9 protein-coding genes are annotated in these 12,149 nt (G+C 54.9%); 6 read left to right on the plus strand and 3 right to left on the minus strand.

Annotation, left to right across the window (positions count from 1 at the left end):
* Nucleotides 1–37: 37 nt before the first annotated feature.
* From IT893_RS00140 to rfbC, 3 genes are all read left to right on the plus strand, one after another.
* Nucleotides 38–1,243, plus strand: coding sequence for a polysaccharide pyruvyl transferase family protein (locus tag IT893_RS00140; RefSeq protein ID WP_197146443.1), 1,206 nt, complete (start codon nt 38–40; stop codon nt 1,241–1,243).
* An 85-nt stretch (nt 1,244–1,328) separates the two neighbouring features.
* Nucleotides 1,329–2,525 (plus strand): hypothetical protein, encoded by a 1,197-nt coding sequence (locus IT893_RS00145; RefSeq protein ID WP_197146444.1) that lies wholly within the window; start codon nt 1,329–1,331, stop codon nt 2,523–2,525.
* Between the two features lie 3 nt (nt 2,526–2,528).
* Nucleotides 2,529–3,179, plus strand: coding sequence for a dTDP-4-dehydrorhamnose 3,5-epimerase (gene rfbC, locus IT893_RS00150; RefSeq protein WP_197146445.1), 651 nt, complete (start codon nt 2,529–2,531; stop codon nt 3,177–3,179).
* Nucleotides 3,180–3,296: 117 nt separating this feature from the next.
* Here the strand turns inward: rfbC and IT893_RS00155 are convergent, their stop codons facing one another.
* Entirely contained in the window at nt 3,297–4,499 is a 1,203-nt protein-coding gene (locus IT893_RS00155) for a M24 family metallopeptidase (RefSeq protein WP_197146446.1), read from the minus strand.
* 394 nt (nt 4,500–4,893) lie between these two features.
* On the opposite strand from IT893_RS00155, the gene IT893_RS00160 reads away from it, so the two are divergent.
* From IT893_RS00160 to IT893_RS00170, 3 genes are all read left to right on the plus strand, one after another.
* Nucleotides 4,894–6,819, plus strand: coding sequence for a transglycosylase domain-containing protein (locus IT893_RS00160; RefSeq protein ID WP_197146447.1), 1,926 nt, complete (start codon nt 4,894–4,896; stop codon nt 6,817–6,819).
* Nucleotides 6,820–6,995: 176 nt separating this feature from the next.
* Nucleotides 6,996–9,002: a transglycosylase domain-containing protein gene (locus IT893_RS00165; RefSeq protein ID WP_197146448.1), complete on the plus strand. Its 2,007-nt coding sequence runs from the start codon at nt 6,996–6,998 to the stop codon at nt 9,000–9,002.
* 496 nt (nt 9,003–9,498) lie between these two features.
* Nucleotides 9,499–9,744, plus strand: a complete 246-nt coding sequence (locus tag IT893_RS00170; RefSeq protein ID WP_197146449.1) for a hypothetical protein — start codon at nt 9,499–9,501, stop codon at nt 9,742–9,744.
* 138 nt (nt 9,745–9,882) lie between these two features.
* Here IT893_RS00170 and IT893_RS00175 read toward each other — a convergent pair whose 3' ends face one another.
* Together IT893_RS00175 and argE are read right to left on the minus strand one after the other, a co-directional pair.
* Entirely contained in the window at nt 9,883–10,233 is a 351-nt protein-coding gene (locus IT893_RS00175) for a hypothetical protein (RefSeq protein WP_197146450.1), read from the minus strand.
* A 735-nt stretch (nt 10,234–10,968) separates the two neighbouring features.
* The gene (gene argE, locus IT893_RS00180; protein ID WP_197146451.1) at nt 10,969–12,147 is read right to left on the minus strand and encodes an acetylornithine deacetylase; all 1,179 of its coding nucleotides are present in this window, start codon (nt 12,145–12,147) and stop codon (nt 10,969–10,971) included.
* Between the last annotated feature and the right edge of the window lie 2 nt (nt 12,148–12,149).

Here is a 12,149-nt window from a genome sequence, read left to right on the forward strand (position 1 = left end):
TCAAAAATGACACGAACCAAACACGCAGGAGCATAAAATGGCACCCGAACTCCCCACCGGGGGGCGCAAGCCCCGCATTGGCGTATTGATGCCCGCTGGCCGTCTTGAGGGCAATCTTGGTGTTGTCACCCACACCTATAATGCGCCGGAAAAGGCAAAGACGTTATTCACCAATATCGGTGACTGCTTTGTCTATGATTCCTCGCTGCGCATTCTCGATTATTCCGAACTTTTTCCGATCTATGTGCCCTCAGACGGCAATATTTCGGAAACCCAGATCGAACAGATCAACCGGCTTGATTACATCTTTCTGCGCGGATCGAACTATATCAACACCAACGGTCAATGGGATCCGATCACAGCGGTTCTTGAAAAAACCAAGGTCCCCGTGATTGCCTTTGGCATCGGTGTTCAGGTTCCCGACAATTCCGAAAACTACGTCAATGAGTCGACCCGGCGGTTCTTGAATCTGGTTGCAGATCGCTCGGCATCGATTGGCGTGCGCGGCAATCTGTCGAAAAAGGCGCTGAATTCGATCGGGATCAAAAATGTCCGCATCTTTGGCTGCCCGACGGCGTTCCGTCATTGCAAACCGGAACTGAAATTGCGCCGGGTTGATGCCGCATCGATCAAAAGACTGGGCTTTACGCTTCGCCGCAAGACGCACGGTTTCCAGACCCAGCAACGCTTTATGCTGCGCACACTGGCCGAACGCTATGACACGGAAATCCTGTGTGCCGGCGAACTCGAAGAAAAGCAGATCTATTACGCGCGTTCCAAACAGGTCGAAAATGACGCGGCTGTGATGGACGAGGCCGTCAAAAAACTGACCGCGGAAAAGTGGTTCTATGGTCCCAAAGATCCGTTGCTGGACCTTTATAAATCATCGCTTTCGGTGTTTGAAAGTGTCGCTGATTTTGAACGGGCCGAACAGAACCTTGATGCGGTGACCGGCTATCGCCTGCATGGCAATTTGCTGGCCTTGGCCAACGAAGTTCCGGCGCTTTATGTCACCTATGACACGCGCACCCGCGAATTTGTCCGAACGCTTGGCATTCCGTTCGTGGATGGTCGCTACATGGACAAATTCTCGTTCGAGGAAGCCTGGGATAACGCCGATTTTGATCTGTTCGAAAAGACTTATCAGAAGCGTTTTGGCGATCTGAAAAACTTCCTTGAAGAAAACAGCATGGCACACCGCCTGGGCAGTACCCCGGCCCCATACGTCGCAGAGGCGGCGTGACCTTGCTGTCTGGTGCGTGGCGTAACCCCCAGTAACGCCACGCACCACACTTTCTCATTTGATTTCAAACCTGGCGGGTGAAACCTTGGGCACACTTCGTTTCTCAAAACGCATTACAGGTCTCTCGGCATTCCTGATCGGCTTGTCGGTCGGGGGTATGTTTGGCTGGAACCCGGATTTGCTGGCCGCCGAGGTAACTGTTTCGGGCACCGAAACCGTCATCTTTGATAGCGACGTCACCGGATGTGACAACCATCATCTGCCGGATTCACCGGCCCGTGCCTTTCGCAACAATCAGGGCAAAATGGTTCTGTTTGCGCCCAACTTTCAGAACCGGGCCTTTGTCGGTTATGGCTTTAACAGTCTGAAACCCGATTGCGACAGCCGCTTCAAGGCGGCGGGCAAGGCGGTGCCGGAACTGCTTGATGATCGCACCTGGCTTCAGGCGATCTATACCCGTGACGGGCGCGATGTTTATGCCTTGGGCAGTGCCAGTTTCATGCCCTATCGCCATGACATGCCGTGCAAGGGCCGCACCAAGCGCACCGATTGCTGGATCAATGGTCTGGTGACGCTGAAATCAAGTGACGGCGGCAAGACCTTTGATTATCTCGGCAACCCGCCCCGACATGCACCGTTCCCGCCGCCTGAACCCTATCGCGATGATCGCAAACGCGCGCCAAGCTATGTGACGGTGACCAACATCATCTCCTGGCAGAATTACTATTACGCCATTGTCTGGCGGCGCGCCGATAACTGGGAAGAATCGCGCAATTGTCTGGTACGCGCCCCGATTGATGATCCCAAACGATGGGATGTCTGGAACGGCTCAAGTTTCGAGCTGGCCGCAACCCTGACCGATCAGGGTTGGTCGGCACGCGAAACCGAATGCGCGCGCGTCGGGCCGGTGGGTGTTTCTTCCATCCGCGGGCTGGTCCGCCACGAAGGTTCAAACAGTTTCATCACCGTTTACCTCCATCGCATCCGCAAAAAGGGCGAGCCCGACATTGCTGGCTTTTTCTATTCGTACTCGACGGATCTCAAAAACTGGTCGGAACCCAAATTGCTCTATCGCCAGCCTTTGCAACGCGACGCGGCAGAGGGCGAAACCTTCTCGGCCTATCCGTCGATCATCGACGAAGACAGCACAGACCGTCTGTTTGGCACGGTTGATGACGAAGCCAGCCTCGTTTTCGTCCGTCTTGTCCCGAAACCCTACAAGGATCGCTGGCGTGTGCCGCGCCAACTGATCCGTGTTCCGATCTCGATCAAGGAGTATTGAACAATGCCTGTCGAATTTACCGAGTTTGATATCGAAGGTCCGGTTTTGTTTGTGCCCAACCGACATCGGGACAAACGCGGTGTTTTTGCCGAAACCTTTCGCTATGACGATTTTTGCGAGGTGGTGGGTGATATTGATCTGGTGCAGGAAAACCATTCGATCAGTGTTCCGATCAACACCATCCGCGGCCTGCATTTTCAGACCTGCCCCTATGCTCAGGGCAAACTGATCCGCGTGACACAAGGTGCGATCCTTGATGTTGCGGTCGATATCCGCCCGCGCTCCGCGACCTTTGGGCAGCATATCAAGATCGAACTCAGTGCAGAAAACTGGTACCAGCTCTGGATCCCCGAAGGCTTCGCGCACGGCTTCAAAACGCTCAAGCCCGACACCCATGTCATGTACAAGGCATCGAACTATTACAGTCCCGACCATGATCGCGGCATTGCCTGGAACGATCCCGATCTTGGTATCGACTGGCAGCTTTACGGCCAACAGCCGGTGGTGTCCGAAAAGGACAGCAGACAGCCTCTATTGTCCGATCTGGACCCTGAAGTCCTTGGTGCCATGGGGCGCACGCCGCCAAATCATGATTTCACATCCCTCAATTTGAACCACGCGAATGTCACGGTTTTAAGTGCCAATCCATCGTGATTGGCCCACCGTGACTGTATTGGGTGCGCACGGGTTGCCCATCCAGTCTCCCTGTCCGATGCGCACTCAATCCGGAAATGGGCCCGTTATCGGGCCCATTTCTTGCAACACGCTATCCTATCCAATCACATTGAAGTCCGGGCCATACGGGTATCCGGTGATGTTTTCATTGCCATCTTCGGTAATCACCAGAATGTCATGCTCGCGGTATCCCCCCGCGCCCGGGTTGCCCTCGGCAATGGTTAGCATCGGTTCCATGCTGATCACCATGCCGGGCTCAAGCACAGTGTCGATATCTTCACGCAGCTCAAGCCCCGCCTCGCGCCCGTAATAATGCGACAGCACGCCAAAGCTGTGGCCATAGCCAAAGGTGCGATATTGCAGCAAATCCCGCTCGGCAAAGAACGCATTGATCTGCTCTGTCACCTGCGCGCAGGACGCACCGGGTTTCAGCAAGCTCATGCCATATTCATGGGCCGCGACATTGGCCTCCCAGATTTTCAGGCTGGCCTCATCGACCTCGCCGACAAACAGCGTGCGTTCAAGCGCTGTGTAATAACCCGAAATCATCGGAAACGTGTTAAGCGACAGGATATCCCCGCGCTTAAGCTTGCGTGCTGTCACCGGGTTGTGCGCCCCGTCGGTATTGATCCCTGACTGGAACCAGACCCAGGTATCGCGATATTCCGCATGCGGGAACCGCTTGGCGATTTCAAGTTCCATCGCATCGCGCCCGGCCATGGCGACATCAATCTCGCGCACCCCTTCCTTGATGGCATCGCGGATGGCATAGCCACCGACATCGGCGACCTGCGCACCATGCCGGATCAGGGCAATCTCGGCCGGCGATTTGTGCATGCGCTGGCGCATGGTGGCTGGGGCGATGTCCTGGCTGCTGGCGGGTTTCAGGAACTCACCCATCAACGCCTTTTGCACAAGGCTCAGATGATCGCCCTCAAAGCCAATCACCTTGCCCGACCCGGTCACCGACAGGATCGCCCGCCAGTAATTGTTTCGCGCCCAATCGGTATAGGTGATGTTATCGCCATGGCACCGCCGCCACGGCTGGGCGGCATCAATGCCGGCACTGATCGTGACACTTTCAGATGCGGTGACGACAAGCCCGTAAGGCCGGCCAAAGGCGCAATAGAGGAAGCCTGAATAATAGGCGATGTTATGCATGGAGGTGAAAACACAGGCCTCAACACCGCTGTCATTCATGATCTTGCGCAAGCCCGCAAGACGGGCGTCATATTCGGCGGCCTCAAACGGCAGCACACGGTCACCTTGGTGAAAACGGTAAAATTCCGGGCGATCCATAAGCGCGTTCCCTTTTTTACGCGTTGCGCATGCAAAGGGACAAAGACCTCCCCCTGTCATGACAACGACAAAGCAAGATCCCGGCGTTCAGGATATGGTTGGTGATGGATTGGGCGCGTGCTTCTGATCGTTCTCACGCTGGCGACGCCATCGCCTGCCCACACGGACATATTGAGAGATGGGCGCAAGTTGGCAAGCAAAATCTGCATCGCCATATCATTGATCACAGTCACCCGCCGCACGTTCGGATATGGTCGCGGCCATCACATCTCCTACGAGGGGCGTTACCATACGTTCGTATGATAAATCTGGCGATTTAAAGTACTTTATTAACGGCTTGGCGCTTTACTGTCAGAGAATAAGCAAAAACCGCGAGCAATAACGGATATTCGGCGTGGCAGAAGAAAACGACGACAACGAACAAGGCGGCAGGACAGCAGCCAACGCAGCGATGAAACGCATCGCCGAAAAGGAACTGCGCGAGATCCGCAAACGTCAGCGCCGCAAACGCATGATCGTGTTCGGACTGAGCTTCTCCTTGCTGTTCCTTGCCATCTTCGGCAGCCTGTTTACCATCAAGTCCAACCTTGATCTCAGCCGCAATATGGTCCGCAGCCCCGAAGTCCGTATTCTGGGGTATGACGGTGCGCTGCTTGAAACCATCAAGGGCCACTATAGCCAGGATGTCTCGCTGACCACCTTGCCCGAACGGGTTCAGAACGTTTTTGTCGCTGCCACCGATCCGACGTTTTTTGATCATCTGGGGGTTTCGGGTGCGGATGTCGCGCGCATGTTCAGCACCGAAAACGCGCCTGGCTCAACCATCACGATGAAGGTCGCGCGCAGCTTCTTCAAAACCAAGGACAGCGGCCCGGGCCGCCACATTCAGGAATTTCTTGTCGCCCTCTGGCTGGAATGGAGTTTCAGCAAGAAAACCATTTTGCGAAGCTACCTTGAACGCGCCTATGTCGGGCGCGGCATCTTTGGCATCTCGGCGGCATCGCGTCTTTGGTATGGCGGGCCTGCCGAACGCATGACCCTGCATCAGGCCGCCGTTCTGGCCGCCGCCATCAGCGACCCTGAAACCTTTAATCCGCTGTTTTATCCGCGCGAAACCGCCGAAGAAGCCAACAAGATCTTGGCCCGTCTCGCACAATACAAGTTTATCGAGGCCGATCGCGTGTCGGCCCTGACCTTGCTCGAACCGAAACTTGATGTGCAGTACGAGGAAAACGTCCTGTCGGGCTATGTCGTCGATATGGTGCTCGAAGAAGTCGCCGATATTGTCGGCTACAGCAGCCGCGACATTGATGTGCTCACCAGCATCGACTGGAAAATTCAAAATCTGGCACAGGAAATTGTACCGGAAATCGCCGAACTGCGTTTCAAGCCGCGCGGCGCGTCACAAACGGGATTGCTGTCCATCAGCCCCGAAGGCCGCATTCGTGCCCTGATCGGCGGACTGAAATATTCACCCTTCCAGCGCAACCGGGTTACCGATGTTCGGCATTCGCCCGGGCGGATGATCAAGATCGCGACCTATTACTACGCGCTCAATGAAAACAGCGATCCGGCCCAATGGGTGCGCGATAACCGCATGGCGGTGGGCGGCTGGCGGCCGATCAACCCGGATCACGACTATATGGGCATGATTTCACTGCGCGAGGCATTCGTGCGTGATGTCAACACGGTGCCAACCAACCTTGCTGATCACTTTGGTCTGTTGAATGTCCGCCAATATGCCCACAATATCGGCATCAAAAGCCCGTTATCGAGCGATATCCGTACCGTCGTCGGCCTTGATCCGGTGACAATCAGCGATGTCACCGCCATTCATGCCCTGCCGCAAAATTCCGGCAAACCACCCCAGATGACCCTGATCAATCGGGTGTCCTATACGGGCGATAACAGCACGCCCCCTGTTTATCAACGCGTCGAGGAAGTACAGGAAAAACGCCTGACCGACGAGGGGATTCAGGCGTCCTACGTTCTGTTTGCCAGTGTCACCGACCCGCAAGTGCGTCTGGATCGTCCGTTTGCCGGCTACGGCACGGTGGCCGGTGGCCGCACCGATGCATGGTATGTCGGGTTCTCGTCCGATCTGATCACAACCGTCTGGGCGGGGAATGACAATCGGTCACAGATGGATGTCCGCGGCGAGGTAGAACTTGCGTCTTTGTGGCGGTTATTTATGCTGGAAGCGCATGATGGTTTACCCATCCGTTCCATGGTCCGTGCATCGTCTGAACGCCGTCGCGCCGGCGATGGCGTCAAGGATCTGTGGAAAATGGGTCAAGTTGACAGTGCAAACGGACAATAACGGATAAAACCGTCGCAAAACGGGGAGACGGGGGACTCCCTCCTCGGTTGGGACATAAAAATTGAAATTCGCCGGAAAATGCGGCGCTATCGCCTGTCAGACGCACTTTGGGGTTGTGCGGATATGACGGGCCGGTTGGCGTGTGCACGGCCCGGACCAGACCGATAGGTGCTTTTGTGGCCCAAAGAGAATTCAAAAGGAAAAAGAGCGTCCGTAAAGGCGCAACAGGTTCCAAAAAGCCGAAAAAGCGCGTCAGCAGTTCGGGCAAGAAAGGCGGCAGTCTTTTTGCCCGTCTGGGCGATATGATTCCGGGGCCCGAAGCCATTGCCAAATTCATCGTGCTCGGCTCGATCTGGGTCATGGTTCTGGGCGGCGGGGTTGTTGCCTATTACGGCTATGGTCTGCCCGACAAGGTCAGCTTTGATGTCGCAAGCGAACGCAAACCCTCCATTCGTGTGATCAGTATTGATGGCCAAAACCTCGCGGCCTATGGCAATCGCTATGGCAACCCGGTCGAGGTCCGCGATCTTCCCGACTATGTCGGTCAGGCGTTTGTTTCCATCGAAGACCGCCGTTTTTATGACCATTTCGGGATTGATGTCGTCGGCATCATGCGCGCGGCATGGGCCAACCTGACCGCTGGCCGCATTGCCGAGGGCGGCAGCACCATCACCCAGCAGCTGGCCAAAAACCTGTTCCTGTCACCGGAACGCTCCTTTGGCCGCAAGATCGAAGAAGTGCTTCTGGCCATCTGGCTGGAATTCAAATTCGATAAGCAACAAATCCTCTCGCTTTACCTCAACCGGATTTATTTCGGATCGGGCGTCTATGGCATTGATGCCGCTGCGCGCCATTATTTCGGCACCGATCCTAGGCGCCTCAACCTGTATGAAGCCGCCGTTCTGGCCGGCCTGCCAAAGGCACCAAGTCGCTATAACCCGATGGTCGATCCCAAACTTGCGGCCGAACGCGCCAATGTCGTTCTGGAAGCCATGGCATCGACCGGTGCGCTGACCAAGGCACGCGCCGAACGGGCCAAACAGACCCGTGTGCGCACCGCACGTGCTGCACAGGCAGGGCCGGGGGTGCGCTATTTCACTGATTGGGTGCTTGATCGTGTGAAAGATTATGTCGGCTATGTCGATCAGGATCTTCTGGTTTATACCACCCTTGATTCCCGTCTTCAGGCCATCGCCGAAGAAAACCTTCTGCGTGCGCTCGCCAGTAACGGGGCCAAGGAACACCATGTCGGACAGGCCGCCCTTCTGGCGATGACGCCCGATGGGGCGGTGCGTGCCATGGTTGGCGGTCGTGACTATTACGAAAGCCAGTATAACCGTGTGACACAGGCCCGCCGTCAGCCGGGCTCTGTCTTCAAGCTGTTTGTCTATCTCGCCGGGCTTGAAAACGGCTTTGGCTCGAACGACTGGATGCGCGATGGCCCGATTGTCATTGATGGTTGGGAGCCGCGCAACTTTGATCGCAAGCACCACGGCACCATGTCGATCCGCGATGCGGTGGCCACCTCGAACAACTCAATCGCGGTCCAGCTCTCGCTTGAAGTCGGCCTCGATAAGGTCATTCAGAAGGCGCGTGACATGGGTGTGTCTTCGGAACTCAAACCGGAACCAAGCCTGGCTCTTGGCACCAGCGAAGTCTCGATGCTGGAACTGACCGGTGCCTACGCAATTGTTGCCAATGGCGGCTTTGCCGTCTTCCCGCACGCGGTCAGCAAGATCACCGGCAAGGGTGGCGAAGTGCTCTATGAACGCTCTGACGACTTCCCGGTCCGTCTGATGAACCCGCTGCATGCCGGTGAAATGAACAACATGCTGGCCGCCGTGGTGTCGAAGGGGACAGGGCGCAACGCCATCATCGACCGCCCGTCGGCGGGCAAGACCGGTACGACATCGGATTACCGCGATGCTTGGTTCATCGGCTACAGCTCCGATCTGGTCGCCGGCATCTGGATGGGCAATGACGATGGCAGCCCGATGGATGAACAGGTCACCGGCGGTGCCCTTCCGGCCGCACTCTGGCGCGACTTCATGCTCCACGCCCACCAAAACATCCCGGTCCGATCGCTTGGCAAGGCCGCACTCGCGCGCTCCAAAAAGATCGGCGAAGACGACAGCTGGCGCGACTTCACCGCGGGCTACAGTTCGGGCAACACCAAGCAGTAAGGCACCTCAACTGTCTTTGATGAAATTACAGGCGGCCTTCGGGCCGCCTGTTTTCGTTCAACCTCTTTGCCCGCTCCGTCCCGCCGGCATCCCATCCCATCTCCCCCGTCATCCCCTATGTCTGCGATCAGCTTGCGATGGTCCGTCTACCACGCGCAAGCTTCGCCTTCCTGCTCGCCCTCCTGCCGGCATCCGCCACTATCATCGGTGCAATTGTCCTGCGCCAAATTCCAAGCGCTATCGATGTCTTGGGCGTGGTCCTTGTCATGACAGGTGTCGCCGTTCACAAACCCGCACCAATGCCTGTCCCGGCAGAGACGCAAGATATCAGCGTTTGACCTGTCCCCAACCCATCTCTTCCGTCATTCCCGCATTCGCGGGAATCCACTATGGTTGCTGGGGTCCGGGGCTACGCTCCGCTTCGCCCGGAATGACGGCTCTGAGTGCTGTATTATCATACCGCGATCCAGCGCAACCAATGCTAAGAGGGGATTCAATGTCGGAATCAGAATTTGGTAAAACGTATTATCCTCCAAAGCCTGAAGTAATTGTGACTGATAATTTAGTCAAAGGACCCGGTTGGAAGGTGGAAAGGCTTGGTGCGGAATTTATATTCGAGTTTCTTGCAGCACGTCATGGTGGTGGTGTTGACCGCTATAAAGTGACTGCTGAAGAATTCGAAGAGCTAAAGCTTGGAAGGCTCTCATTTGAAGACCTTCTAAAAAAATACGACGTTAATTGATGTGCGCGAAAAAGAGGTGCTTTAAATGTGACTAAAATAAATCTGTCCCCTTTTTACTCTTGAAATGAGATTTTCTCGTTTCAAGGAAAGTAGGGCGAAGCCCCGCGTCGTAGCGCGGGGCTTGCATACACAACAAAATCAGGCGGCGAGATCGTCGATGTCGCTTTCACAGTCTTCGACAGTCTCAAGGATCTCGCAGAACGTCTCTTCAGACATTTTTTTCGGCGTTGTGGAGTCAAGCGTATTCTTCAATTTCTTTAGGGTCTGTACAACCGGAACGATTCGCCCCGCTTCTTCAACTCCGTCGGCATCTTGAAGAACAAATGATTCTGCAGCCTTATATTCATTAATAGAACCATCATGTCGTAGATTATGATCTACCATTGTTCTTTCAGCGACTTCCGACCAATGGTTTTCAATTTTGCTTGCAGCACGAAGATCACTGCGAACACGACTTTTCAGGTCCTGGAATTCTTTCTTCTCAACCATGGGAGTGCTCCTCTGATCATGGCATCTTGGCCAGCCGGGCCAAACGGTATTGTAGAATGGGAGATGTGATATGGGAGATGTGAGATCTGTGAAAGATCTTGAGATCTGATGCCAGCTCCGCAGAAGCAAACTTCCTTGGAGCGCTGAGGTTGCGGAACAATCTTTCTTTCAGACTGTCGGTTCCGAACCTTCGATATGACAGGTCGAGCATTGCCCGACTTTGAGATCATGGTCTGCGCAATCGCGGGGACGCTACAGATCAGCAAGAGTGCCGAGGCACTGTTCCAGAATACATAGAGGCCGTATCTGTCTAAGAAGACTGGTATAGCCAAAGCTTTGGAGCAATGGCGTTAGAAGAATGATGTATCAGTAAATGGGTACTAGGTTACTTTTGAACCTAATGCACAAGTGATTTAACTGATTCGCAGAACCAAATAAATCGCCTGAAATACGTAAAACAAAATCTCAAAATCGTCAATACATTTGCCGATCAGAAAAAGGCACAGATTTAATTTTCTTCTTATTTTTCTATTGCTTGGGCCTGAATTGACACAAAAAAAGACCGGCATCGATAAACGAGCCGGTCTTCAAGTTGGCTTGCTATGACCACATCCGGGGGGATGTGGTCGGGAGTTTCTCACCTGTCAGAACCCCGTTGGTGCAGCATCGGGTTGGGAGACATTCTACTGCAGGGTACCAACTGACGGTGCGGGGTGGCGCGTCGTCATGGTGAGATCAGGCTGCAGCAGCCTGATCTGTGAGCGCTTCGAGGAAGTCCAGGCATTCCTCGATCTGCGAAATTTCAATGAACTCGTTGGGCTTGTGGGCCTGCTCGATGCTGCCGGGGCCGCAAATGATTGACGGGATATTGCCCTGTTTTTCAAACACCCCACCTTCCGAGCCATATGACACCTTGCCGGAAATCTCCGGGATGATGTTGCTGACATAGGAAAAGGCTTCCGCGTCCGTGCAATCACCCATGCCCGGATAGGAAAAGATCTTCTCGAACGTGAACCCGGTATCTTCCGCCTTGGCCTTCATTTCGGCATCAAGGGTGTCCATGATGGTCTTTTGCAGATCGGCAATCACCGCTTCGGCGTCATGGTCGGGCAGATGGCGAATTTCAAAGGTAAACTCGCAATATTCAGGCGTCACGTTGGTCGCCGTCCCGCCACTGATCGTGGTCGTCAGCATCGTGCTGTGCGGCACGGTAAAATCGGCATCAAACGGGCCGTTTTCTTCAAATTCACGGGCCTTGTCGGCAATCATGTTGATCGCACGTGCGCCATATTCAATGGCATTGACGTGATCAGGGGCGAAGGAGCTGTGTCCGGCCGTACCCGTCACGCTGACACGCATGGAATATTTGCCCTTCTGGCCGTTAATCACCTTCATGTTGGTAGGCTCGCCAATAACTGCCAGACGCGGTGGCGTGTCCATCTTCGCCAGATGATCGACCATTGATCCAACACCGATACAGCCGACTTCCTCGTCATAGGACAGGCAAAGATGAAACGGAATTTCAAGGTCGCGTTTGACCAGTTCCGGGATCATCGCCAGCGCACAGGCCGAAAAGCCCTTCATGTCGGCTGAACCGCGGCCAAACAGCTTGCCATCACGCTCGGTCAGCTCAAATGCCGGGCTGATCCATGTGGTTTCAAGGGCGGGCACCACATCGGTATGACCCGAAAGCGCAATACCCGGCACGCCTTTGGGGCCGATGGTCGCCAGAAGGTTGGCCTTCTGCCCGGTTTCATCATGGAACAGTGTCGACTCAATGCCATATTCCGCCAGATAGTCACGGACGAAATGGATCAGACCGAGATTGGAGTTTTTGCTCGTCGTGTCGAACGCCACCAGTTTGCCAAGCAGATCAATGGCATGATGAAGGCGGGACATGTTTGGTTTGGACATTT

Origin of the sequence: Thalassospira sp. A40-3 (genome assembly GCF_015871485.1) — a bacterium.
GTDB lineage: Bacteria > Pseudomonadota > Alphaproteobacteria > Rhodospirillales > Thalassospiraceae > Thalassospira > Thalassospira tepidiphila.

Coding starts and splice junctions, on each gene's coding strand:
- IT893_RS00140 (WP_197146443.1), top strand. CDS start 38: ATGGCACCCGAACTCCCCACCGGGGGGCGCAAGCCCCGCATTGGCGTA.
- rfbC (WP_197146445.1), top strand. CDS start 2,529: ATGCCTGTCGAATTTACCGAGTTTGATATCGAAGGTCCGGTTTTGTTT.
- IT893_RS00155 (WP_197146446.1), bottom strand. CDS start 4,499: ATGGATCGCCCGGAATTTTACCGTTTTCACCAAGGTGACCGTGTGCTG.
- IT893_RS00170 (WP_197146449.1), top strand. CDS start 9,499: ATGTCGGAATCAGAATTTGGTAAAACGTATTATCCTCCAAAGCCTGAA.
- IT893_RS00175 (WP_197146450.1), bottom strand. CDS start 10,233: ATGGTTGAGAAGAAAGAATTCCAGGACCTGAAAAGTCGTGTTCGCAGT.
- argE (WP_197146451.1), bottom strand. CDS start 12,147: ATGTCCAAACCAAACATGTCCCGCCTTCATCATGCCATTGATCTGCTT.